A 24,188-nucleotide genomic window follows, 5' to 3' on the forward strand; every position below is an offset into this window, starting at 1 on the left:
GGACCCCGGGCCTGCCCGGCCGGCCGGCCGATGGCCCGCAGAATCGCATAGCACCGGTCACGGGACAGGCCGACCGCGACCGCAGCCTCCTTAACCGGAACCCCAGCATCGACCAACTTCGCTAGCTGGTCACCGAACCGCGCACAGTCCTCCAAAAACGACATGGTCGCCGCAACCTCTCAATCGAGAGTGTTGCGACGACCATGTGAACCCGCCATGCAGGTTCAGAGCTATTCCGATGTCGTGCGACATCACAATGGTGCCCCCGGCAGGATTCGAACCTGCGACACCGGCTTTAGGAGAGCCGTGCTCTATCCCCTGAGCTACGGGGGCGGGGGACGTCTTTGAATACCTGACTAAAATCCCGCCGATCGGCGTGACACCAGCGGATTCTAGCGGTGTCCGGGGCGTCCCGGTGCCATTCCGGACGGGCCAATACAAAGTGGCGGCCGGTCACGGTGTGGCGGGTGTGAGTTTAGCTGGCATGACAAATGCCACGCGACGTCTGGGCGGCCGTGGTCGACGTGCGATGACCATCGTCGTGGTAACAGCGTTAGGCGGCTCGCTCTTCGGGTTGTCGTCGTCGGTGCAGATAGGCTGCGATGGCGTTGCGGCCGATGGCGAATCCGAGCATGACGGTCAGTTGTCGCACGGCGCTGTAGGCGATCATGCGTCCGCCGTAGAGGGTACGGTCGAGGGTGTTGTTCAGCGATTCGCTATCTTCACGCCAGCCGTAGCAGCGGTCGTAGACACTCTCGCCGTCATCGGTCTTGACGTGCTGGCGCAGGTGTTCGGCGCGGTTGTGGCCGCGGGCGCAGTCCTCGGCGGTGGTGTCGATGCGTTCGCGGTGCACGGTGCCGCACGACGGGGTCGCGAATTCCAGATACCAGCGGTGGCTACCGTCGGCGTTGCGGCGGGAGAAGATCTTGCTGGTCGGGCAGGTCTGGAGGTGTTTGTGTCCGGTGTCGAGGACCTGCCGCTCGCAGATGCGGCCATCGGCGGTCCACAGCTCGTGGGACTCGCCGCATTTGCAGTCAATGCGGTCGAGTGCGGTGGGCTTTCGGGTGCCATCGTGCACCGGTGAGAGCACGGTGAGACCGCGTTTCATGCAGTGGTCGATGTGCTTACCGCGGAATGCCCCGTCGTAGCAGACGCCGTCGCAGCGGCTGTCTGGGTCGGCGATGACGCGGTCGATCATGTCCACGGCGATGCGGGCTTCACCGCCGTAGCCCTTGCCCGCCGGCACGGCGTCGACGTCGAGGACCACACGGTTGTTGCGGACGTTGTCCGGTCGGGTGCCGAGTAGCACGAATTTGGTGCCCCAACGAAATTCGCTGTCATATTCGCCGTTTTGGACCTCGATACCGGCGTGCACGGTGCGTCCGCCCTGTTCGGCCCACCGCTCGGCGGTGATCTTGCGGACCGGCGCGGCCACCACGGTGCCATCGCCGACGACGTATTGTCCGCGGGCGGGATCGGTGTGCGACACCGTAGCGGCGGGGTCCAGGCAGCCGAGCTCGATGGCCAACCGGCGGGCCAAAGGCCGGAACGCGTCGAGCAGCTCGTTGGCGTGCTCGTCGAGCAGGTGTTGGGCGTAGTTGTGGTGCCAGCGCTGCGGGGGGCACCGCCGTGCTTTCGGTGCGTGATGGGCAGCGGCGTGATGGCGGATCGAACGCCAGTAGGCGGGGTGAGCCATCGCGCGGGCGGCTTTGCTGTGTGAGCCCAACACCCCGGCCAGCGCCTTGTGCAGCACATACACCCAGGACGGATAGTGCGGGAGCCGACCCGGAGTGCCAGGCTCATGCACGGGCAGCGTTTCAGCAAGTCGATAGATGAGTTCGCTGGACGCGACGGCTTCGATGGTGTCGATCTCGAGCAGGGTGAGATCCATCGGTGTGGCGATCCGGTGCAGCTGACGCTGCTGAATCCGCCCGGCGCCATAGGCGTCGGCCTGGTCGGGCGTCGCGGGTTTCCTGCTCACGGCGGATCACCCCCCGTCGTGCCAGTCGTAGCCGATCAGCGCCGCGGTGGCGTCCAGCGACGACGCGCCGACGCGGTGGGCGGCATCTTCGATCCGGCCGGTTCGGTCGAACTCACGTCGGGCGGCATAAGCGGTCAGCGATGCGGGACGGATGCCCGAGTCCTCGGAGAGCCCGGCGCGGGACAGGATGTCGCGCACCGTGACGCAGACGCGGGCTTGTTTATGGGCGTCGCTGCCGCCGGCGGCGGTGCACAACACCGGCGACGCGGCCGATGTAGGTAGTGGGCCGGTGAGGTAGTCGGCGCGTTCAGCGAGCACCCGCACCGACCAGGTGTCCAGCGGCAACACGCGCGGGCGGTGTTTGCGCGATCCGTGCGCCCCTACGGTCGCGGTCTGTGGGTCGATGTCGGCGGCGCTGATGTGCCCCAGCTCGGAGGTGTGCGCGCCGGCGAGCAGCAACGCGGCGGTGGCGGCGTGGCGGGTCGGGGTGGCGTGTTCGGCGAATAGCCGCACCAGGGCGGCCTCGTCATTGGAGAGTGGCCGCTGTGGGGACGATTGCCGGGCGGGAACGTCGATGTCGGTAGTGGGGTCATCGAGGGTCAACCGCAGACGACGGGCGCTGCGGTAGAACGCCCGAAGTGCTGCGCGCCGGTTATGCATCGTTGCAACCGCCGCGTCTGACACGCAGCCATGCCGGGCCCGTCCTTTGGCGGCAACGAATTTCGCGACCAGCGCCGCATCGACGGCGGCCAGCGTGGTGGTGTCGTGGGCGGCGGCGAAGCGGGCGAACCGGCGCAGCAGCAACCCGAACTTGTCCAGGGTCTGCGCGGCCAGCACGCCGTCGTCGATCCAGGCGCCGATCACCGTCTGCACGGCCGTGTCTAGGCTGCCGTCAGCCATGGCGGGCCCCCAGCGCAACGGCAGGGTCAGCTGCTCGCCGGCGCTCACCATGGCGCGGCACCTTCGATGACTGGTTGTGCACGTCGCCTCCGTCCATATCGGTGCATGTATGCACCATTTGAGCAGAGGGGTCTGACAAGTCGTGCCGGTGCGACGGCATCGGCGGTTATCGTGGGCGCATGCCGCGCAGCAACGCCGACCGGCCACCGGTGGCCTACGTGGCCTCGGGGGCGTGGCCGGATGCCGAATTGGTCGCCGATGCCCCGGCGTCGGCGTTCGCCGCGCAGGGCCTCGCGCGTGCGCTGCGCGCGGCGATGGCCGAGGCCGCGACGGGTCAGCGCGCGCTGGCCACCACCAGCGGGGTCGCCCATACCACGATTGGGCGCATCCTGGCCGGCACGGTGCTGTGCGATATCGGTTCGCTGGCCCGGCTGGAAGACGCCCTGGGCCGGACGATCTGGCCCGAGCATGGCCGCACTCCGAACCGCCGCAGCGTGACCCGGCGTGCTACCGCCTAACCCACCGATGCCGTCCGTCACATGAGGCAGGTTACATTCCTGTGATTTGATTGCGCCCGTAGCGCAACGGCGTGTTGCGCTTGACTCGTGTTCCATGTTCCAGAACACTGGGGCTCGCGCGCGCACGCGCGCGCGTCAGCGTAGCCGGGAAGTGGGTGCCAAGCCATGGTGAAGACTCCGAGGTCGTTGATCGACCTGATTGATGTTGCAGTGAAGCGGCACGGTGGCGCGTCGGGACGCCGGCTGGCGGAGCTGGCGCAGAGCGCCGGTCACGATATCTCGCACGCGACCCTCAACCGGCTACGGCAGGGTACCTACGCGACCCGGCCCTCGGATGCGTCGATCCGGGCGATCGCTTATCTGGCCGATGTCTCGGAGAACACCGCATTCGCGGCGGCGGGAGTGAGCGCCCCCTCGGATGTTGCGTATCAGCCGCCGCGGGAAGCCCAGCGGATGAGCACCCGGCAGCGCAAGGCGCTCGATGAGTTGATCCGCGCCTTCACCGCCGGCGAGGCCCCGGCCGCCGCCGGGGCGGATTTCGGCCGGTTGCTGGCCGCGCGGGAAAACCTGCAGGCCGCGCTGGCCGACACCGGCCAGCCAGCGGCGGCCGAGCGGCTCGCCGAGGCGGCGCGCGACGCGGTGGCACGCATCGACGAGGTCATCGATGCGCTGTTCGCCGCGTCGACCGACCAGGACGCACCCGATGGCGCACCATGGTCACAGTTGACCGTAGGACAGGGGGACGGCGGACCAGCGCACGCAGTCAGGTAGAGCCACTCGCGCACGGCGGTCGGCAGAAGGGGCGGTGTTGTGATTCCGGAGTTGGACCCAACGCACGGGTTGTTGCCCCCCGGCCGATATCGTGCAACCCGGATCGAGGTGCGTCAGCGCTTCGTCGACGGGCGTGGCGCTCATCGACAGAGGCTGTGGCAGGATTGGGAGTCTGCGACGAACCTGCTGCGCCGACACGTGCACGTCAACGCCGCGTGGCTTTACGGGCAATTCCTTTCCGACGATCCCGAACCACAGGTGGTGTCCTGTGCGTACTGGGCCGAGGACCTTGAGCTGGCCAAGGCGCACCTGAACCCCACCAGCGTCCACACGCTGGCAGCCTTTGCCCAACGGGGTAAGGTCCGCCGCATTGTCGGAGTGCAGGTGGACACTCAACTCCTCGCCTGGCACTGCCAGCCCGACCCGAACACCGAGGACCGCTATCTGACCCCGTACCTTGAACGCCGCGGGCAGGTGGATGATTACCTGCAGCGAATACGATGCGGCACACGCGGTTCGATCCCGGCGCGGGACGACGCCTTGCCGCGCCGCGGCTATGTGGAGGTGATCGTCGATGACTACCAGTGACAGCGACGAACAGCTGGACCGGATGCAGGCCGCGATCCTGGCCGCGATGGCCGGCGACGACTCACCGACTTGGACCACGCCTGACGACCTGTCCCGGATCAGCATCGAGGCCCTGATCGACGACGACGACGGCCTGGGCCGCACCCGCGCTTCGCGGGGCAACATCCGCATCACCGGCGAAGGGGTGACCGGTGCGTCGGCACGGGTGTCGGAGGTGGCGCGGGTCATGACCGGATTTCAGCGGCTGGCCACCGCGGTCGGCGCCGCCCAGCAAGGGGACAAATCATTGGGGCGCCAACCCAACGCCGACGTGCGCCACCGCACCGATCTGCTGCTGAAGGCCTCACCCGGCCCGGGTTCGATCGTGCTGACGATCATGCCGGCAACCTCGCCGATCACCGAAACCGGACACGGGGACGGCAAGGTCGGCATGTTCGCCGAACTCGAAACCACCGACCAGCTGCTCGACACCGCGATCGGGGCGGCCATCGACGTATTCACCGCCGGCAATGACATTGGCCCTAGCCCGGCGAACTCGGTGTTCGTGCGAGAACTCGGCGAGATGGGGCCCCGTACCGCCTCCGCGGTGCGCGATTTGTCCAAGACGCTGGACCGCGCCGGATTCGACATCGAAATCGACTGGCAACAACCCGAACGCACCACCCGCAGGGTCACCGTATCCGCCGCCGCGGCCGCCTACATCGCGACCACCGTCGAAAACGCCAACCTCGATGAGCAGTACGTCGAGGTCATCGGCGAATACCTCACCGTCAGCGCCGTATCATCCTGGCTGATCCAACAAGACGACGGCGACACCGTCACCGTCAAACTCGGCCGGATCGGCGGACACGAAACCCGCGGACTCGCCGTCGGCGACAGGGTACGCATCGACGCGATTATGAAGATCGAAACCACGCCAGGCGGCGCGGTCAAAACCACGTACACCGCCCAAGCCGTCCACCGCCTCGGGGACGAGCAGTCCTAGCGCCCTCGTTGAGATGTACTGCGCGGCCTACTGATCAGGGCGTCCGTCGTGGCGGTGGCCGCCGCGCGTTGTCGGCGTGGTACGCCGGTCTCCACCGGGCCAAACCGGCCGCGCTTCTCGCGACACGCTGTTTCATTAAGCGCGATAATATCGCATCATCGCGATATTATCGCGCCGTGAGAAACATTCAGCATCTCGTACATCGGATATCGCCGCTGGTCGAACCGCTCCATGACGCCTTCGGCCATGCACGGCATCGGCTTGAGGTGCTGGGCATCACCACCGGTGACGACAAGCGATGGTTACGGACCGCGCACTACCGCAGCGAGGTCTTCGACTACTTGAGCGCGCACGCGGTCGACAGCTGGTCCATCGATTGGAAGCGGCATAGTCAAAACGGCGCTATCCACCTCATTCACTCAGGCAGTGACTTAGCGATACGGCTCCTACGTGAGGCACCCACTCCCGGCGGTGTGCCGTGCGCCGGATCCAACACCCGCCGCCGTGCCTACTATCGCAACCGGCCGTGCGCGCAGCTGGCGTTGTGGGGGGCGTCCAAAAACCTCTCCCACAACCTGCTGACATTATGGGATGAATGCGACGCCGAGGTCTCACTGCGAGTCGTGCGCCCCATAGGGCCAGGTAGCTCGCACCGCGGTGTGCCGATCGATTTGTCGGCCGACCTCCCGCGAACGCAAACTGACTTCGAGGCAATGCGTTTCGAGGTCCTAGACGAAGACCTTGACGAGACCACGGTCAGCTACGACGAGGAGGACGGCAGTGGCGGGAGCGCCTAGCCCCGGTGCCCGGCTAAACGACCTTCGCGAACTGCTCCAGCTGACACAAACCGAACTGGCTCAGAAGGCCGGTGTACCTCAATCGACGATCTCCGCGGTCGAAAGGGGCGATCGAGAGCTGTCGCCAGCATTGGTTGCTACAGTCTGCGCGGCCGTGCGAATGCCGCTGTCGTTCTTCGATTCGGTGTCATCGCCCGTGGACCCGGCAGCAGTGCATTTTCGTAAGACCGCCGGTGCGGGCGCCAAAGCTACCAGGGCTGCGCTGCGCTGCTTCGAGGAGCTACAACGCATTGCCAGTCGACTTATGGAGGCATCGGAAAGAACGCCGTTAGCTCTTGAACCGGTCACCGCTGATATCACCGCCGCGGATATCGAAGGTATCGCAACGGCTACCCGGGATGAACTCGGGATTCCGCGGAACCAACCCATTACGCATGTCATGCGTGCCGTTGAGCGTGCAGGGGCGGCCGTTGCCCCGCTGGTTCGACTCGGGGCGGAACATCCAGCGTTTGATGGCCATTCCGGGATGTCCAGAGCAACACCGAAATCAGCACTGGTGATGTACACGCCGACGAGTGCCGGCGACCGGCAGCGGTTCACAGTCGCGCATGAGCTGGGCCATTTGAAGCTGCATCACCACCGGGACGTGGGTGACGAGCGGTTACGCGAGAAAGAAGCGCACCGCTTTGCCGGCGCGTTCTTATACCCGAGCGAAGTAGCCGCAGCCGATATCTCAGAGTCACTGAGCCTTAACGGATACGCGCGCATCAAGGCCCGCTGGGGGATCGCGATACAGGCATTGATCCAGCGAGGCCGGGATCTGCGTCTTATCTCTCCCGATCGGCATAGGTCGCTGATGATTCAGGTGTCATCAAGGGGATGGCGCAAACATGAGCCGGTCGAGGTCGGGGTTGAAGAACCAATTCTGCTGTGGCACATGCTATCGTCGACCTACGGGGATGCGCCGTACATGGCAGCGTCGCATACCTTCGGCATCGACCCCGAGCGACTAGAACTCTGGATACCAAACCGTGCGGCTTCCCACACCCTGGGCGGCGACGTTCTGCCACTGATTCGAAGACAGCGAGCGTGACTCGACCAAGGCGCGCCCGACCGGCAACGGTGAATCCGCAGGCCCCTGGTACGGGGTAGGCGGCGTAGGCGATCATCGGCCCGGGCGCGGTGCTCGGTCGCGTGCGTGTGGTGTACTGCTGCCCACGGGACACCAGTCAGCAGGGCGCGAGCACCAGCACAATTGCCAGGACCACCAAGCGCGGATGGGTGTGGCCCCACATCAGGGGGCAACGGTCGAGGCCGATCATTGCCTCGACGAGCCTGAAGCGCCATGAATCATCCCAGGGCCACACGGGTGGTCGGGGTTCCCGCCTTCGTCGTGGTCGTGGTCACGAGGCTGTTTTGCTAGCCGGTTCCGGCGAATAGGCCGGTAAGGTGCGCCTTTGAGCCCAGAGCATAGTTCGGGCGCTGAGGGAAGTCGCAGCCGAACAGCGCGGCCTGGGGCGAAGGCGTGAGCTGCCCTCGGCAATGTGACGATGCCCAAGGCCTTCGCGCGGCACGGCTCGTGCGACGGCGGGCCGCGAGTTCATCGCCGGCGGTGCTGCAGATCAGCGGACCAGAGCTGGCAGACCGGTAGGTCCGCCGCTGTCTGGCGGTCTTACCTAATGGTCGCCCATCGGGCGGCGCTCACCGGTGCAGCTGGTCGGTTCCACGAGCAGCAGTGTCGAGCGTTCACCAGCGCGGCGAGCACGGCGGCGGCGGATGATGAAGACTGTCGCGGCGGCGATGAGGACGGCGAGGGTCCCGGCGATGATGAGGGCGGCGGGCGAGTGCAAAGAGTGGGCAACGGTCCGCCAGTTCGCGCCGATGGCGTAGCCGGCTCCGGCCAGTGCCGTGGTCCAGGGCAGGCATCCCAGCAGGGTGTAGATGCCGAAGCGGGCCGGTCGCATACCGGCGAGCCCGGCCGGAAGCGAAATGAAGCTGCGGATGACCGGCAGCAGGCGCCCGTAGAACACCGAGGCGGCACCGTGGCGGGCAAACCATCGCTGCGCTCGGTCGAGGTGGGCCTTGTTTAGCCACCGGTGGTGGCCCCAGCGGCGCAGGGCGGCCCGGCCGCCGTAGCGGCCCGCCGCCCAGCCCAGATAGCTGCCGGCCAGGTTGCCGGCGGTGCCGGCCGCGATCACCAGCGGGAGGTCCATGTGTATGCCGGCCACCGCGCCGCCGGCCAGCGCTCCACCGAGCAGCATGGTGGCCTCGGAGGAAATCGGGATGCCGGCCGACTCGGCCACCATCAGCGCAAAGACCGCGACCAGCCCGAAACTGATAACGAATTGCTGCATGAATCCCCTTTCAGGGCAGCCCCCATGGTCGCAGGAGCTCGGCTGTGGCCGGGTCGCGGCAAGCAGCGTCCGACACCCGCGGATCCATAATACATGTTGATATTGCAATGTTTAGATGTTAACGTCAGCGGCGAAGGATTGAGCGGTATGCCAACTGGGGCAGAAGCGGAACGAAAGGTTACTGATCGCAATGTATGGATTGTTGGCGAAAGCGGGGGCCACGGTGGTCACCGGGCTGGTCGGGGTCAGCGCCTACGAGGTGTTGAAGAAGGCGCTCGGGAAGGCGCCCGTTCGCCGGGCCGCCGTCGCAACGACGGAGTTGGGTTTGCGCGGGACGCGGCGCGCCGAGGTCGTCGCGGAGTCGGCCCGGCTGAAGGCCTCCGATGTGATGGCCGAGGCCCGCGAGCGTATCGGCGAAGAGGTCCAGCCTCCTGCCGCCGCTGACGTGCACGACCACGACCACGACCACTGATGGCGTCGGTGACTGCTGCCAACCATGCCGCGCTGACGATCGTGTCGGATGCGGCTGTCGATGATCCTGCTTTCGAGGTGGCTTCCGATGCGGCCGGGCGGATGCGGGTCACGGTTGCGTGGGTCTGTTCGAATTCGCGTCGTGCCGTGGCGGTGGAAGAGTCGGTGGGCCGCCAGCCCGGGGTGCGGGCAGTGCACGCCTACCCACACACCGGATCGGTGGTGGTGTGGTACTCGCCACGGCGCGCCGATCGGCCGTCGCTGCTAGCGGCGATCGCCGCGGCTGAGCATGTGGCCGACGAGATGATCCCCGCGCGCACGCCGCGATCAGCTGACGTCCGCAACACCGATGTGCTGCGCATGGTCATCGGCGGGGCGGCCCTGTTCCTACTGGGTGTGCGCCGTTACGGCTTCCGGCGGCCGCCGATGCTGGGCCCAACCGGGCAGTTGGTCGCCACCGGGGCAACCGTCTTCATGGGCTATCCGTTCCTGCGCGGCGCGCTGCGGTCGCTGCGCTCGGGTCGCGCGGGCACCGACACGTTGGTCACTGCGGCGATCATCGCCAGCCTTGTCCTGCGCGAGAACGTGGTCGCGCTCACCGTGCTGTGGCTGCTCAATATCGGTGAGTATCTGCAAGATCTGACCGTGCGGCGCACCCGGCGGGCGATCTCCGAGCTGCTGCGCGGCACCGCCGACACCGCGTGGATCCGTACCGCCGACGGCACCGAGGTCCAGGTGCCGATCGACACGGTGGAGATCGGTGACGAGGTGATCGTGCACGATCACGTGGCGATCCCGGTCGATGGCGAGGTCATCGACGGGGAGGCGGTTGTCGATCAGGCCGCGATCACCGGGGAAAACCTGCCGGTCAGCATCATCGCGGGGGCAGCGGTGCACGCCGGGTCGGTGGTGGTGCGCGGACGGTTGGTGGTACGCGCCCGCGCGGTGGGTAAGGAAACGGTGATCGGCCGCATCGTTACCCGCGTCGAGGAGGCCCAGCTCGATCGGGCGCCGATCCAGACCGTCGGGGAGAACTTCTCGCGGCGCTTCGTGCCCGCGTCGTTCCTGCTGTCGGCACTCACCTTGGTGCTCACCGGCGATGTCCGCCGGGCGATGACGATGCTGCTGATCGCCTGCCCGTGCGCGGTGGGGCTGTCCACGCCGACGGCGATCAGTGCGGCGATCGGCAACGGGGCGCGCCGCGGCATCCTGATCAAGGGCGGCTCGCATCTGGAGCGGGCGGGCCAGGTGGACGCGATGGTGTTCGACAAAACCGGCACGCTCACGGTGGGACGCCCGGTGGTGACGAATATTGTTGCACTGCATAAGGGCTGGCAGCCCGAGGAGGTCTTGGCCTATGCCGCCAGCTCGGAGATCCACTCGCGTCACCCACTGGCCGAGGCGGTGATCCGCTCGACCGAGGAACGCCATATCAGTATTCCGCCGCACGAGCAATGCGAGGTGCTGGTAGGGCTGGGGATGCGCACCTGGGCCGATGGGCAGATCCTGCTGCTGGGCAGCCCGTCGCTGCTGCGCGCCGAGAAGGTCCGGGTGTCGAAGAAAGCCACAGAGTGGGTCGACAAGCTGCGCAAGCAGGCCGAAACCCCGCTGCTGCTTGCGGTGGACGGCACGCTGGTGGGGTTGATCAGCCTGCGCGACGAGGTCCGTCCCGAGGCCGCTGAGGTCTTGACGAAGCTGCGAGCCAACGGAATACGCCGGATCGTCATGCTCACCGGCGACCATTCCGATACCGCCGCCGCGGTTGCGGGCGAACTCGGCATCGACGAGTGGCGCGCCGAAGTACTCCCCGACGACAAACTCGAGGCGGTACGCGCGCTGCAGGCAGAGGGGTACGTCGTGGGGATGGTCGGCGACGGGGTCAATGACGCCCCGGCGCTGGCGAGCGCCGATATCGGGATCGCGATGGGGTTGGCCGGAACCGATGTGGCCGTCGAGACCGCCGATGTCGCATTGGCTAACGACAACCTGCAACGCCTGCTCGACGTGCCCGACCTGGGCGCACGTGCCGTCCAGGTCATCCGGCAGAACTACGGCATGTCGATCGCGGTCAACGCCGCCGGGCTGCTGATCGGGGCCGTCGGCGCGCTGTCGCCGGTGCTCGCGGCGATCCTGCACAACGCGTCCTCGGTGGCTGTGGCCACTAACAGCTCCCGGCTGATCCGCTACCGCCTCGCCGGTAACGGATCGCGTGATGGCGGGGTCCAGTCCACCGAGACGGAGGGCGGTCGCCAGCGGCGGGGCGGCGCGATGGTCTCGGTCTCGTCGGCGGATCTAGAACCGCCTCGCTGACGGTCGCCTAACGTCGGCGTGTGTGTGGTGAGCGTCGCGCACCGATGAACGGGGTGCCTACCGCCAGTTCCTGGCGGTAGGCACCCTGGCCTGGGGGTGTCGACCGCCTACAATCGAGGTCACCCGGGGTCCTACCGGGTGATGAGTGGGGTTTTGGCGGCGGCGCGCTGCTGCCGAGCGGGTAGGTGTGGCGGTCGTGGGTCCCGCCGCCGTGGCCTGATCATAAGAGCAATCAAATGCAGATAGTGGGGTTGTGGTGGCTGACTTCGATCCGGCGGGCGGTCCCGCCGAGTTGGTCGACGACACATGCTGTGCGGAATCGGGGCACGCTGCGCCGGCACCGGTTGTACGCGACGCAGGATGGCTGCGGGACGCCCGATGGGCGCGGGGGCTGGCGTGGATCAGCCTGGTGTTTCTGGCCGTGGAGGCCGTCGTGGGCTTGTGGCAGGGGTTGGCGGCTGGGTCGGTCGCCCTGACCGGCTGGGCATTGGGCAGTGTGGCCGAGGCATTGGCCGGCGTGGTGGTGATCTGGCGGTTCACCGGTTCGCGGACCCTGTCGGCGACGGCCGAGCGCCGCGCGCAAATCGGTGTGGCGGTGTCGTTTTGGCTGACCGCCCCCTACATCGCCGCCGAATCGGTCCATCACCTCTTCGGTGAACGCCACCCCGAGGTCAGCGTGATCGGCATCGTGTTGACCGCGTTCGCGGTGCTGGTGATGCCGGTCTTGGGGCGTGGCCAACGCATCCTGGGTGCCCGGTTGGCCTCGGCGGCCACCGCCGGGGAGGGCGCGCAGAACTATCTGTGCGCAGTGCAGGCCGCCGCGGTGCTGACTGGCCTGGCGGTTACCGCCAACTGGTCCGGCGGCTGGTGGCTCGATCCGGTGATCGGGCTGGGCGTTGCCGCCGCCGCGGTCTGGCAAGGTTTTCGGTCCTGGCGGGGTGAGGACTGCGGCTGCTGACCCACGGGCTGGTTGCGTCGTCGCGGCCGAGATGCTGGTGGATCAACCGGCGTGAAGCGGGCCGGCGCAGCCAGGACCACCTGCCGCTCGATCCTGTTGCCGCGAGACTCGATCCTGTTGCCCCGAGAGGGGTTTGTCGGCGGCCCCGAGCAGATAATCGCCACGGATGCGGGTGATCGACCCGAGGACCACGAGGCCGCACCGGGTGAGTTCGTCGAGGAACTGTTCGACGGTGAACCGGTCGTCGCAGGCCAAGGCATGAGCGGTGACTTCTTCGAAGTAGAACCGCCCACCCGGTCTCAGCACCCGGGCGACCTCGGCCAGCGCGTTGCGCCAGTCCGGGATGTGGTGGACGACCCCGAAGTCGAACACCGCATGATAGCTCGCGTCGTCGGCATCCAGCGCCGCACGCAGGTCGGTCGCGCTGCCCTGGGCGAGCCGAACCCGGTCGCCGTAGCGGGCCAGCCGCCGGCTCGCTCGTCGGATCATCGCCGGGTCCAGATCCACCGCGTCGACACGGGTGGCGCCGAACCGCTCCAGCATCAGCTGCGTGCCGTATCCGGAACCGCATCCGATCTCCAGGGCCCGCGATCCCGGGATGAGCCGACCGCCGCATCGCGCCAGCAGCGGCGCTTCATAACAGCTTTGCAGCCAGCGCCGCGGCAAGCTGTTCACCAGCGCGGTTTCCGCCCGATCCATCAACATCTGCTGGCCCTGCGCACACCCAGTCGCGGCGTCAGGACAGCCCGACTCGGGGAACGAAACGCCCGACCGCGGCGGTGTAGGCGTGGTACTGCTGATCGTGCACGGTGCGAAGGTAGGGCTCTTCAACACCGCGGACCTGCAGCTCGATCGCGGCGACCAGCAGCGCGAAACCGGCGAGCGCAAGCGGATTGGGCGCCACGAGCACGGACCCGGCGGCGAAAACCAGCATCGCGGAAAAGATCGTGTTGCGGACCACCGCGAACACACCGTGGCGCACCAACGTCGTTGCCTCGTTGGGGTCGACCCCGATCCGCCAGGACTCGCCCATGTCGTGCTGCGCGTAGACGGTTGCGCCGATGCCGGCCACAGCGACCACAACGCCGGTCGTCTGTATCCACGTCGCGAGCAACACCTCGAGCGGGAAAAGCATGCCGGCCAGTTGAAGCAGCGGCGCGGCGACACCGATGACGACCGCCGCGACGAACCCGACGCCGGCGATCCACTCCAGCGATCCGAACCGGCCGCTGACACCGCGAAAGCCCGTCGATCCGGTCATGCGCCACTGCCGCCAGCTGCGCCACCCGAACCCGAGCACACCGAACACGAGATAGAGCACCACTGCGATGAGAGCCATCAGGAAACTCCTCCGACCCAGCACATATCTACACATAGTAATGTATGCATGTTATGGTGGCTAGTCGAAGCCTCACATCCGTCCTTCGGCGCTTCGAGCGGTCGTCGGAGGGCACCACGCGCCAGCGGCGACACCGGCGGGCAGCCGCGACTCAGACAATTAGACAAGTGGTCACGTGGTCGTAAGCTTGCGTTGTTAGCGTTGCGCCCGCCGCGGACCACCGGACAGGGAGCGATGATGCCGCATACGCCGACGCCCGCGCCGTGGGCCCCGCGGGTACTGGTGCTCGGGTACAGCGGGCTGCTGGCCGGGGTCGCCGGGTTTGTCAACGCGGTGGCCCTGCTGGTGTTGGCGTTCCCGGTGGGCAACCTCACCGCGGTAACCACTGAGTTGGGCATGAACACGGGCAACCCGAACCCCTGGTTGTATGAAGGCCATGTGCTCGCGGCGATCCTGTTCGGGTTCCTGGGCGGCACCGCGGCAGCGGGCGCGGTTCTGGCGCCCACCCACACCGACACCGGCCCGCGCCATGCCGCGGTGCTGGTAGCTGAAGCCGCGCTGTTGTTGCTTGCCGCGATCGGGGTCGAGGAAACCGTGGTCCAGGCGACACTTTCCACGTTCGGCGTGGAGCGAACCGTGGTCCAGGCTGGACTTGCCGCCGCGGCGCTGGGACTGCAAAACGGCGTGACCTCAAGCTTGGGCGGGATGGCGATCCGCACCACGCACTTCACCGGCACCATCACCGACCTCGGGCTGATGCTGGGCCGCAGCCGCCGGCACGGAATCGAGAAGTGGAAAACAGCCGTCCTTACCGCGACCTTGCTGCTGTTCCTGGCCGGCGGCGCAGCCGGGGTACTGACCGGTATTTGGTTCGGCGGCTACGCGCTGATCATCCCCGCAGCGGTCTGCGCGGCCGTCGCGGCGGCAAGCCTGCTGCATGACCGCAGACGTCGCACATCCCGTGCTTGTGCGACCGCCGAGCCGGCGCGGACCGATGCCCGCTGACCGCGTCCCCGCTCAGTTGCCCTTCCCGCGTTCAGGCGTTGGGATCCTGCGGGAGACATAGCCGCGGTGCCAGGCGCATGACGAATCGTATGCACACATGCATATGTACGCATTTTTAGATAGACTCCCGGCAGTCGATCGGGAACCGGCCGGAGAGGAGCCGAGAAGTGGAAGACCAGCGCGGATCACGGGAAGCGAGGGAGTCGGCGCTGCTGTGCCCGCGGTGTGCATCGCAGATGCTGCCGGTACAGCGGTTCGGGGTGACGATCGATCAGTGCACCGGCTGCGGCGGCATCTTCCTCGACCTGGGGGAGATTGAGCAGCTCACCGAGGCCGAGCGCCGGTTCTACGCCGCCCAACAGCAGCCGCAGCAACCGCCGCCAGGCGGGTATGTGCCGCAGCCCTACCCGGCGCCGCCGATGTATGCCGAACGCCCCCGACAGGGCGGCTTTCTTGGCGGCTTGTTCAGCGGCGGAGGCTACTACGGGGGGCGCCATGGCGGGCACCACTGACGGCGGCGCCGACGCTACCGCGTCGGCGCCGCGACCTGCCCACGACTCCGGTGCTGGCCGCACCGACGACACCGGGCACGATCACGGCCACGGGGCGTCGGCGGACGCGGACCGCAGGTGGCTGGGGATCGCGCTGGGCTTGATCGTCGCGTTCATGGCCGTCGAGGTGGTCATCGGCCTGGTGGCGAACTCGCTGGCATTGATCTCCGATGCCGGGCACATGCTCACCGACGCGGCGTCGATCGTGTTGGCGCTGATCGCGATCCGGCTGGCGCGGCGTCCGGCGCGGGGCCGCTATACCTACGGGTTCAAGCGGGTGGAGATCTTGTCCGCGCAGGCCAACGGGATCACTCTGCTGCTGCTGACGGTGTGGTTCGTCTACGAAGGGGTGCGCCGGCTGATCACCCCGCCGGAGGTTGCCGGCCCGCTGGTGCTGTTCACCGCCCTGGCCGGGATCGTCGTGAACATTGCCGCCACCTGGTCGATCAGCCGGGCGAACCGCACCAGTTTGAACGTCGAGGGTGCTTTTCAGCACATCCTCAACGACCTGTACGCGTTCATCGGCACCGCGATCGCCGGGGCGGTGGTGTGGGCCACCGGCTTCGCCCGCGCCGACGCTATTGCGGCCCTGGTGGTGGCGGCGTTGATGGCCAAAGCGGGGTGGGGCCTGGTCCGCGAGGCCGGGCGGATCTTTCTAGAGGCCGCCCCCGCAGACCTGGACCCGGCCGAGATCAACGACAGGATCGCCGCGATACCCCAGGTGGTCGAGGTGCATGATCTGCACGTGTGGCAGATCAGCTCCGGTCAGCCGGCGATGTCGGCGCATGTGCTCGTCACCGGCGAAGCCGACTGCCACGCGGTCCGCTCCCGCATGGAAACGGTGCTGCACAACGAGTTTCACGTCGAGCACACCACCGTGCAGATCGACCACGCCACCCCTGATGGCCACACCCGCGTCCGAGGGCTGCGCCCAACCGCGCGGGCCAGTGCCCGCCCATAATCCGGGGTAGCGCGACGTCGTGGCCGCGCGTGCGGCCCCGGCCGGCATACATGTCACCTCGCGGCGCCGCATACCGGCGTTCTGGCTGTCCACCACCATGACTGCTGCGGTTGCGGTGGGCAGATCTTGGTCGGTGACCGTGGGGAACCGCGGATTATGTCGGTTGTCGCGCTGGCCGGCCTGTCGCGGCAATAGTCGTCCCACCGTCACCGTGAGGCGGTCGGGTGTCTTGGGTTGGCCCGGTAAGTGATTTGATGCGTCCGGCGCGCACGCCGTTGGCGATGACGACGACCTCGGTGAGCTCGTGCACAAGCACGACCGCGGCCAGCCCGAGCGTTCCGAACAGCGCCAGCGGCATCAGCACGGCGATGATACCCAGGGATAGTCCGACATTTTGCAGCATGATCTGCCGGGAGCCGTGGGCGTGGTGGAGTGCTTGGGGCAGGTGGCGCAGGTCTTGGCCCATCGGGGCGACGTCGGCGGTTTCGATGGCGACGTCGGTTCCCATGGCGCCCATCGCGATGCCCAGGTCGGCGGCGGCCAGGGCCGGTGCGTCGTTGACGCCGTCGCCGACCATCGCGGTGGGCCGGCGGGCACGCAGCTGCGCGACCCGGTGGGCCTTGTCCTCCGGGCGCAGTTCGGCATAGACGTGCTCGATCCCGGCCTGGGTGGCCAGGGCGGCCGCGGTGGCGTGGTTGTCGCCGGTGAGCATCGTCACCTGATAACCGCCGGCGCGTAACGCGGCGATGACCTCGGCGGCTTCTGGGCGTAGTTCGTCGCGTACGGCGATGGCGCCGAGCAGCACATTGTCGCGTTCGACGAGAACCGCGGTGGCCCCGGCTTGTTGCATGCGCGCCACCTGATCGGCGAGGTCGACGGGGTCGAGCCAGCCGGGCCGACCCAGACGGACGGCATGCCCGTCGAGGCGGCCGGTCAGCCCGGCCCCGGGGATGGCTTGCACGTCACTGGCGGCGGCGGTCGGCGCTGGGGTGGCGGCGAGGATGGCCGCGGCCAGGGGGTGTTCACTGCGGGCCTCCAGCGCGGCCGCCACCGCCAGGACCTCCTCGCGGGTGGCGCCGTTGCTGGTGGCGACGTCGATGACGGTGGGCCGGTTGGCCGTCAACGTTCCGGTCTTGTCTAGGGCGATCGCGCCGATGGTGCCCAGCGCCTCCAGCGCGGCGCCGCCCTTGATCAGTACACCGAGTTTGGAGGCGGCGCCGATGGCCGCCACCACGGACACCGGCACTGCGATGGCCAGCGCGCACGGGGACGCTGCGACCAAAACCACCAGAGCGCGTTCGATCCAGACCAGCGGGCTACCGAAGACGCTGCCAACCCCGGCGATCAGCGCCCCGGCGATCATGATGGTTGGCACCAGCGGTCGTGCGATGCGATCGGCCAGCCGCTGGCTGGTGTCCGTTGTCATTTGATCTGAGGCACTCGTGGCCGTTTGACCTGCGGTGCCTCAGGTCAAATGACAATCCCGATGGACTGAGTTTGCCATGCTATCGGTGGTGAAACGTGCTCGTTTTGGTGGCGGTTTGGAAGTCGACACGTCCAACAGTTCAGCTATCCGGTTCACGTCCCGACAGACGCACTCCGCTGGCATGAGTTCGTGGAAGCGGCTCACCTTCGATGCTGCGGCAGCGAAGTGCGCCGAGGCCTCTTCCAGAAAGGCGATTTCTTTGGCCTGTTGGGCGACGGTCGCTCGTAGCCGCACCAATTCTGCGCGCTCCTGCACCGAAAGCGGTTGTCCTGCAGTGGGGTCCGTCCACTGGGTGTCGGTGCTGCGGACCTTGGCCATCCGCCACCGCTCGTCACGCACCCACGTGTACAGCAGATCCTTGTGCAGGTCTAACTCACGGGCGACCTCGGCAACCCGTCGGTGCCCATCGATCACCATGTGCGCGGCCTTAGCCCGATACTCGGGGGTAAACGAGCGCCGCCGTGGTGGCATTTCCGCATCCTCCGTAACGCCCTCAAGCTGTGATGTCAACTACCTGAGCGGCCGTTGCCGGGGTAACTGTCGACCGAAGCGGCGTAGCCGCAGCGAGTTGGTCACCACGCTGACCGAGGAGAACCCCATCGCGGCACCCGCGATGATCGGGTTCAGCAGGCCGAGCGCGGCAAGGGGGATGGCGGCGGTGTTGTAGCCGAAGGCCCAGCCAAGGTTCTGGTGGATCGTGCGCAGCGTGCGCCGCGAGAGCTGGAGCGCGAGCACCGCACCGTCGAGCCGGTCGGCCATCAGGGTGATGTCGGAGGCTTCGATGGCCACGTCGGTGCCGGTGCCGATCGCAATGCCCAGGTCGGCCTGTACCAGGGCGGGGGCGTCGTTGACGCCGTCGCCGATCATGGCGACTACCCGGCCCTCGTCCTGGAGTCGCCGGACCTCGGTCACCTTGTCCTGCGGTAATACCTCGGCCAGAACCTGGTCGATGCCGACCTGTTGGGCGATCGCGGCCGCGGTGCGGGCGTTGTCGCCGGTGATCATGGCGACCTGCAGCCCCATGGCGTGCAGTCGACGGATCGCGTCGGCGGCGTCGTCCTTGATCGTGTCGGCGACGGCGAGCACACCCACAACTTCCCCGTCTTGGCCGACGAATACCGCGGTGCGGCCCTGCTCTTCGAGCTCCGCAGCTGCCGCGGCAAGGTGCTCAGGCAGCAGCAGATCGTGCTCGTCGACGAGCGTGCGCCGCCCGATCAGCACGGGTCGGCCGTCGATTTCGGCGCGCACCCCGAGCCCGGCGAGGCTGGCGAACGCGGTGGCGGCCGGAACCTCCAGTCCCCGTTCGCGCGCGCCGGCGGCGATCGCCGCGCCGATGGGGTGTTCGGAGCCGGATTCGACCGCTGCGGCGATCCGCAGCACCTGATCACGCTGGTGTCGCTGGCCGGCGACAACATCGGTGAGCCGCATCTGGGCGCGGGTGAGGGTGCCGGTCTTGTCGAACACCACGGTGTCGATCTTCTTGGAGGCTTCCAGCACCTCGCCGCCCTTGACCAGGATCCCCAGGTCCGCGCCGCGGCCGGTGCCGACCATGATCGCGGTGGGGGTGGCCAGGCCCAGCGCGCAGGGGCAGGCGATGATCAGCACCGCCACCGCGGCGGTCATGCCGGCGACCGGGTTGGCGGCGATCAGCGTCCACCCGGCAAACGTCGCGACGGCAACACCGATGACGGCCGGCACGAACACCGCCGAGACCCGGTCGGCCAGCCGCTGGACCGGGGCCTTACCGCCCTGGGCCTGCTCAACGAGGCGGACGATCTGCGCCAGCGCGGTGTCGGCGCCGACGGCGGTGGCCCGTACGGTCAGCAGCCCGTCGGTGTTGACCGTCGCCCCGGCAACACGGTCACCCACCGATTTCTCGACCGGGACGGACTCGCCGGTCAGCATCGACTCATCGACGGCGGCGCGCCCGTCGGTGACCTCGCCGTCGACCGGGATCTTCTCGCCGGGCCGCACCCGCAGCAGGTCTCCGACTTGCACCTGATCCACAGGGACGAGAATTTCTTGTCCGTCGACGAGCAGCCGGGCTTCCTTAGCGCCCATCTCCAGCAGCTTGCTGATCGCCTCCCGCGTCTTGCCGTGGGCCCTGGCCTCGAAATAGCGGCCCAGCACGACGAACGCGATGATCAGCGCCGCGGTGTCGAAGAACAGCGGGCCACCGGCGAGCAGCTCGTAGGTGGAGTAGCCAAACGCGGTCAGTGTGCCCAGCGCGATCAGCGTGTCCATGTTCGCGGTCCACGCCCGCGCCCGCTGCACCGCCCCCTTAAGGAACGGCCACCCCGCAATGAATTGCACCGGCACCGTCGCGGCGAACGCCAGCCAGCCCGCCCACGGGTAAGCGCCGAACAGCATCGGTGCCGACATCGACACCAGCCCCAACGGCCAGGCCAGCCACACCCGCCGCCACCAGGCCCGAATCCCGCGTCTGGCCTCCTCGCGCGGCGACGGCGGGGTCGCGGCGGCCGGCTCGAGGTGATAGCCGATACGATCGAGCGCCTGCCGCAGCCGCTCGATCTCCGGCGGCCGGTCGAGCTCGTCACCGCGCGGCCCCAGCAGCGTTCGCGCGATCCCCCCGACGACCTTGCCCACAATGCCGCCGCTGCCGACATCGGCCGAGTGCGGGACACGCGCGGGCACTGACGCCGCGGGAATGTGCTCGGCATCGGCGATCGCCGACACGATGGCCGCGGTGTCGCACCGGCTGGGCGAATACCAGACCACCACCGATCCCGTGCGCGGATAGGCCTGCACGGCGCGCACACCGCTCACCGTGGCGACCGTGTCCTCGATCGCAGCGGCACGGGCCTCATCGAACTCAACCCCGGTGGCGCGCACATGCATGCGGCCCGCCGCGGCGGATACCACGACCGGCGTGGCACCGGCATCCGGAGTAGCTTCAGCGGTCAGCATCATCAGGCTCACTGGTTGTCATCCGGGTCGCGTCGGCCGCCGCTGGCGGTGGGACTTCCTCCCCGAGGCTTTCGACCGCCTCGGCCAGCACGTCGGCCACCGTCAAGCGAGCCCGCTCGGCGGTCTCCCTGGTCTTGCGCTCGGTCGTTCGCGCAACGCGCAGACCCCAGGCGGTAGCCTTGACCGTTGCCTTGCGCCACGGAGCCTTCGCCAATGCCGTGTGCAGCGCCGCATAGGCCGCAAACGCCACCGCGTGGCTCACCGGCGGCGCCGCCTTTCCCAATACTCCCTGCCGCACCATCGCGAACACTCCCTTCCTCATCGTTGCCCCGTCAAGCGGTGACGAACCCATCCTTGACCTTCCAGTGCACTGGAAGGTCAAGGATGGGTGACATGCAGATCGGCGAGCTTGCGAAACTCAGTAACACCAGCGCGAAAACCATTCGCTTCTACGAAGACTCGGGGTTGCTGCCGCCTCCGGCGCGCACGGCGTCGGGGTATCGCGACTATGGGCCCGAGTTCGTGGACCGGCTGCGGTTCATCCATCGAGGCCAAGCGGCGGGGCTGACCTTGCAGAAGGTGCGCCAGATCCTGGCGATCCACGACCGGGGCGAGGTGCCGTGCGGGCACGTGCGACAAGTCCTTAGTACCCGTCTCGACCAAGTCCGCGCGCAGATCGCCGAACTTGTCGCCCTCGAAGGCCACTTGCAGACCCTTCTCGACTACGCGGCGCACGCCGCGCCCACCGAACACGACCAGTCCACGGTGTGCTGGATTTTGGAAAGCGACCTGGATGCCGAGGTCCCCGTCGACCTCAGCCGTCCCCGCGACGAGACAGCGGGCGCCGGTGGCGGATAGAAGGCCTGACCAAGACGGCAGCGACGTGCCCGGGCGGTCATGGACCGATGTGTGGTTGCCGGCAGTCCTGCTGAGTGTGGCAGGGGTGGGCTGGTGGTGGTCGGTGGTCAGCGCCCGCGGCATGGGCGGCGACACAATGACCATGGACGGCGACTCAGGAATGTCCATGGGGGGCCAGTCACCGATGTCGTTCTCCGCGTTCCTCATCGCGTGGGTGGCCATGATGGCGGCGATGATGCTTCCCGCGGTCGTGCCCGTGGTTCGCTCCTACGCCCGCGCCGCCGCGGCTCCGGCGCTCATCTTCGTCGCCGGATATTTGGCGCTGTGGAGCGCCACCGGCATCCCTGCCTTTGTCGCGTGGAGCCACTTCACTGGACCGGTGGCGCACGGATCTGGGTGGGCCGGCCGCCTGGCCGGCGCGGTGGCCGTCGCCGCCGGGCTGTATCAGCTCACACCGCTGAAGGCGACCTGCCTGCGGCACTGCCGCTGGCCGATGCCGTTGTCTCTGCCGCCCGGCCAGCGCCCCGACTACGGTCTGGCACGGGCGCTTGTTGCCGGCGGCCGCTACGGCATGTTTTGCCTAGGCAGTTGCTGGATGCTGTTCGTACTCCTGATCGCCCTCGGCACCATGCAATTGGCGTGGATGCTGTCGCTTTCGGTGGTGATCTGGCTGGAGAGAACGGCCCCCTTCGGCGACCGGGTCAGGCGCTGGACAGCGGCGACGCTCGTAGTTGTTGGCGTTGCGCTGCTGGTGCATCCCGCATTTGTCAGCCACCTCGTCTAATGAAACTCGTCATCACCACGACGCAGCAACCGTGGCTCAAGGCCCTGGCCACGGGCCCAGTAATGGGTTGGCTGGCCAGGTTTGTCGCGTCGTCACCTGGTCGATCAGTCGTTTCCGGCGGCGGGCAGAAGTTCGGCGATCAGGGCGTGGACGCGGTTGGCGATGTCGTCGCGGATGGAGCGGACGACCTCGAGGGGTTGGCCGGCGGGGTCTGGCAGTTTCCAGTCGCGGTAGGTGATGCCCGGGTAGTAGGGGCAGGTGTCGCCGCAGCCCATGGTGATCACGACGTCGCTGGTCTGCACGGTGTCGGCGGTGAGCACCGTGGGCGTGTTGGCGGTGATGTCGATGCCCCGTTCGGCCATTGCGGCCACGGCGGCCGGGTTGATCTGGTCGGTGGGTTCGGTGCCCGCGGAGCGGACTTCGATGCGGTCGTCGGCCAGGTGGGTGAGCAGTGCGGCCGCCATTTGGGAGCGTCCGGCGTTATGCACGCAGACGAACAGGACGCTGGGTTTATCAACCATCAGCGGGCACCGCTTGGCTCGGGTTGTGGTCGAAACAAGCGGGTGCGCAGCGCCAAGGACACGTAGACCAATCCGACCAGCACGGGTACTTCGATGAGTGGGCCGACGACCCCGGCCAAGGCTTGCCCGGAGGTAGCGCCGTAGGTGGCGATCGCCACGGCGATCGCGAGTTCGAAGTTGTTGCCGGCGGCGGTGAACGCCAACGTGGTGGTGCGCGGGTAGCCGACCTTCAGGACGGCGCCGAGCAGGTAGCCGCTGGCCCACATGATGGCGAAGTAGGCCAGCAGTGGCACCGCGATGCGGGCGACATCGAAAGGCCGGGAGGTGATTTGGTGGCCCTGCAGGGCGAACAGGATGACGATGGTGAACAACAGCCCATACAGTGCCCACGGGCCGATACGGGGTAAAAACTGTGACTCGTACCAGGGCCGGCCCTTGGCCCGTTCACCGAGGCGGCGTGACAGGTACCCGGCCAGCAGCGGGATGCCCAGGAAGATCAGCACGGATTTGGCGATCTGCCACGGCGAGACCTCGATCCCGGTCTGGGGCAGGTGAAGCCAGCCGGGCAGCACCGAGAGGTAGAACCAGCCCAGCGCGGCGAACATGAGGACTTGGAAGATCGAGTTCAACGCGACCAGCACCGCGGCGGCTTCGCGGTCCCCGCAGGCCAGGTCGTTCCAGATGATGACCATGGCGATGCAGCGGGCCAGCCCGACGATGATCAACCCGGTTCGGTATTCGGGCAGATCGGGCAGCAGCAGCCAGGCCAGGGTGAACATCACCGCCGGACCGATCAGCCAGTTCAACACCAGCGAGGACACCAGCAGTTTGCGGTCGGAGGTGACCTCGCCGAGCTGGTCGTAGCGGAGCTTGGCCAGCACCGGATACATCATCACCAACAACCCAAGGGCGATGGGCAACGAAACCCCGTCAACCTCGATAGCGCTGAGTTCCGCTCCCAGGCCTGGCACCAGCCGCCCCAACAACAGGCCGGCGGCCATCGCTACCCCGATCCACAGCGGCAAGAACCGGTCCAGTGTGGAGAGCTTGGCGGCCACTGCGGGTGCAGCAGTCGATACGGCGGTGTCACTCATAGGTTTCTCTCCCGATGCGCGAACGGTC

The 24,188-nt window shown here is 67.6% G+C and carries 22 protein-coding genes, 1 tRNA gene and 2 pseudogenes; 14 read left to right on the forward strand and 11 right to left on the reverse strand.

From position 1 onward, the window contains the following. Window positions 1-257 precede the first annotated feature (257 nt). From MJO54_RS04575 to MJO54_RS04585, 3 genes are all read right to left on the reverse strand, one after another. Window positions 258-333: transfer RNA gene (locus MJO54_RS04575), tRNA-Arg, on the reverse strand. Window positions 334-553: 220 nt separating this feature from the next. After that, complete coding sequence (locus tag MJO54_RS04580) at window positions 554-1,981, reverse strand: hypothetical protein (RefSeq protein ID WP_224864595.1); 1,428 nt, start codon at window positions 1,979-1,981, stop codon at window positions 554-556. A 6-nt stretch (window positions 1,982-1,987) separates the two neighbouring features. Further along, window positions 1,988-2,932: a site-specific integrase gene (locus MJO54_RS04585; RefSeq protein WP_224864596.1), complete on the reverse strand. Its 945-nt coding sequence runs from the start codon at window positions 2,930-2,932 to the stop codon at window positions 1,988-1,990. Window positions 2,933-3,060: 128 nt separating this feature from the next. Between MJO54_RS04585 and MJO54_RS04590 the strand changes: the two genes are divergently transcribed. The 6 genes from MJO54_RS04590 (at window position 3,061) to MJO54_RS04615 (ending at window position 7,633) form a co-directional block, all read left to right on the forward strand. Further along, the gene (locus MJO54_RS04590) at window positions 3,061-3,399 is read left to right on the forward strand and encodes a helix-turn-helix domain-containing protein (protein ID WP_224864597.1); all 339 of its coding nucleotides are present in this window, start codon (window positions 3,061-3,063) and stop codon (window positions 3,397-3,399) included. Window positions 3,400-3,564: 165 nt separating this feature from the next. Beyond that, window positions 3,565-4,170 carry a hypothetical protein gene (locus MJO54_RS04595; protein WP_046285976.1) on the forward strand — a complete coding sequence of 202 codons (606 nt, stop codon included), beginning with the start codon at window positions 3,565-3,567 and terminating at the stop codon, window positions 4,168-4,170. 39 nt (window positions 4,171-4,209) lie between these two features. Next, window positions 4,210-4,758: a DUF6932 family protein gene (locus tag MJO54_RS04600; RefSeq protein WP_046285975.1), complete on the forward strand. Its 549-nt coding sequence runs from the start codon at window positions 4,210-4,212 to the stop codon at window positions 4,756-4,758. Next, on the forward strand, window positions 4,745-5,743 hold the full coding sequence (locus tag MJO54_RS04605; RefSeq protein WP_046285974.1) for a hypothetical protein: 999 nt from the start codon (window positions 4,745-4,747) through the stop codon (window positions 5,741-5,743). The genes MJO54_RS04600 and MJO54_RS04605 overlap by 14 nt, the downstream gene beginning before the upstream one ends. A 176-nt stretch (window positions 5,744-5,919) precedes the next feature. Next, window positions 5,920-6,540 (forward strand): hypothetical protein, encoded by a 621-nt coding sequence (locus tag MJO54_RS04610; RefSeq protein ID WP_224864599.1) that lies wholly within the window; start codon window positions 5,920-5,922, stop codon window positions 6,538-6,540. Further along, window positions 6,524-7,633, forward strand: coding sequence for a type II toxin-antitoxin system RelB family anti-toxin (locus MJO54_RS04615; protein WP_046285973.1), 1,110 nt, complete (start codon window positions 6,524-6,526; stop codon window positions 7,631-7,633). The genes MJO54_RS04610 and MJO54_RS04615 overlap by 17 nt, the downstream gene beginning before the upstream one ends. Before the next feature lie 583 nt (window positions 7,634-8,216). Here MJO54_RS04615 and MJO54_RS04620 read toward each other — a convergent pair. After that, a complete protein-coding gene (locus MJO54_RS04620; protein WP_082108382.1) occupies window positions 8,217-8,894 on the reverse strand; it encodes a DedA family protein in 678 nt (225 codons plus the stop codon). Window positions 8,895-9,078: 184 nt separating this feature from the next. Between MJO54_RS04620 and MJO54_RS04625 the strand changes: the two genes are divergently transcribed. The 3 genes from MJO54_RS04625 (at window position 9,079) to MJO54_RS04635 (ending at window position 12,633) form a co-directional block, all read left to right on the forward strand. After that, entirely contained in the window at window positions 9,079-9,366 is a 288-nt protein-coding gene (locus MJO54_RS04625) for a DUF1490 family protein (RefSeq protein WP_105295685.1), read from the forward strand. A 101-nt stretch (window positions 9,367-9,467) separates the two neighbouring features. Further along, window positions 9,468-11,675 (forward strand): manganese-exporting P-type ATPase CtpC, encoded by a 2,208-nt coding sequence (gene ctpC / locus MJO54_RS04630; protein WP_224865678.1) that lies wholly within the window; start codon window positions 9,468-9,470, stop codon window positions 11,673-11,675. A 292-nt stretch (window positions 11,676-11,967) separates the two neighbouring features. Beyond that, entirely contained in the window at window positions 11,968-12,633 is a 666-nt protein-coding gene (locus MJO54_RS04635; RefSeq protein ID WP_046285981.1) for a cation efflux transmembrane domain-containing protein, read from the forward strand. 42 nt (window positions 12,634-12,675) lie between these two features. Here the strand turns inward: MJO54_RS04635 and MJO54_RS04640 are convergent, their stop codons facing one another. Together MJO54_RS04640 and MJO54_RS04645 are read right to left on the reverse strand one after the other, a co-directional pair. Next, window positions 12,676-13,332: a class I SAM-dependent methyltransferase gene (locus MJO54_RS04640; RefSeq protein WP_082108384.1), complete on the reverse strand. Its 657-nt coding sequence runs from the start codon at window positions 13,330-13,332 to the stop codon at window positions 12,676-12,678. A gap of 37 nt (window positions 13,333-13,369) precedes the next feature. Next, window positions 13,370-13,972, reverse strand: a complete 603-nt coding sequence (locus MJO54_RS04645) for a methyltransferase family protein (RefSeq protein ID WP_046285971.1) — start codon at window positions 13,970-13,972, stop codon at window positions 13,370-13,372. A gap of 237 nt (window positions 13,973-14,209) precedes the next feature. Between MJO54_RS04645 and MJO54_RS04650 the strand changes: the two genes are divergently transcribed. The 3 genes from MJO54_RS04650 to MJO54_RS04660 all read left to right on the forward strand — a co-directional run bounded on the left by MJO54_RS04650 (window position 14,210) and on the right by MJO54_RS04660 (window position 16,489). Then, on the forward strand, window positions 14,210-14,977 hold the full coding sequence (locus tag MJO54_RS04650; protein WP_085263410.1) for a DUF1275 family protein: 768 nt from the start codon (window positions 14,210-14,212) through the stop codon (window positions 14,975-14,977). Between the two features lie 167 nt (window positions 14,978-15,144). After that, window positions 15,145-15,489, forward strand: coding sequence for a TFIIB-type zinc ribbon-containing protein (locus MJO54_RS04655; RefSeq protein WP_082108488.1), 345 nt, complete (start codon window positions 15,145-15,147; stop codon window positions 15,487-15,489). Continuing rightward, a complete protein-coding gene (locus MJO54_RS04660; RefSeq protein ID WP_082108489.1) occupies window positions 15,473-16,489 on the forward strand; it encodes a cation diffusion facilitator family transporter in 1,017 nt (338 codons plus the stop codon). Before MJO54_RS04655 ends, MJO54_RS04660 begins: the two co-directional genes overlap by 17 nt. Window positions 16,490-16,705: 216 nt before the next feature. Here MJO54_RS04660 and MJO54_RS04665 read toward each other — a convergent pair. The 4 genes and pseudogenes from MJO54_RS04665 to MJO54_RS04680 all read right to left on the reverse strand — a co-directional run. After that, a pseudogene (locus MJO54_RS04665) lies at window positions 16,706-17,903 on the reverse strand (heavy metal translocating P-type ATPase); the annotation flags it as partial. Between the two features lie 51 nt (window positions 17,904-17,954). Then, the gene (locus MJO54_RS04670; RefSeq protein WP_133055903.1) at window positions 17,955-18,446 is read right to left on the reverse strand and encodes a transposase; all 492 of its coding nucleotides are present in this window, start codon (window positions 18,444-18,446) and stop codon (window positions 17,955-17,957) included. 39 nt (window positions 18,447-18,485) lie between these two features. Continuing rightward, a complete protein-coding gene (locus MJO54_RS04675) occupies window positions 18,486-20,834 on the reverse strand; it encodes a heavy metal translocating P-type ATPase (RefSeq protein WP_125078595.1) in 2,349 nt (782 codons plus the stop codon). Between the two features lie 55 nt (window positions 20,835-20,889). Then, window positions 20,890-21,225: a DUF1490 family protein gene (locus MJO54_RS04680; protein WP_414826532.1), complete on the reverse strand. Its 336-nt coding sequence runs from the start codon at window positions 21,223-21,225 to the stop codon at window positions 20,890-20,892. 71 nt (window positions 21,226-21,296) lie between these two features. Between MJO54_RS04680 and MJO54_RS04685 the strand changes: the two genes are divergently transcribed. Together MJO54_RS04685 and MJO54_RS04690 are read left to right on the forward strand one after the other, a co-directional pair. Continuing rightward, window positions 21,297-21,761 (forward strand): heavy metal-responsive transcriptional regulator, encoded by a 465-nt coding sequence (locus tag MJO54_RS04685; protein WP_046285514.1) that lies wholly within the window; start codon window positions 21,297-21,299, stop codon window positions 21,759-21,761. A 25-nt stretch (window positions 21,762-21,786) separates the two neighbouring features. Next, on the forward strand, window positions 21,787-22,545 hold the full coding sequence (locus MJO54_RS04690) for a DUF2182 domain-containing protein (RefSeq protein ID WP_234821612.1): 759 nt from the start codon (window positions 21,787-21,789) through the stop codon (window positions 22,543-22,545). Window positions 22,546-22,649: 104 nt separating this feature from the next. Here the strand turns inward: MJO54_RS04690 and arsB are convergent. Then, window positions 22,650-24,160 (reverse strand): annotated as a pseudogene (arsB, locus tag MJO54_RS04695) (ACR3 family arsenite efflux transporter). Window positions 24,161-24,188 lie beyond the last annotated feature (28 nt).

This window comes from Mycolicibacter virginiensis, from assembly GCF_022374935.2.
Taxonomy (GTDB): domain Bacteria; phylum Actinomycetota; class Actinomycetes; order Mycobacteriales; family Mycobacteriaceae; genus Mycobacterium; species Mycobacterium virginiense.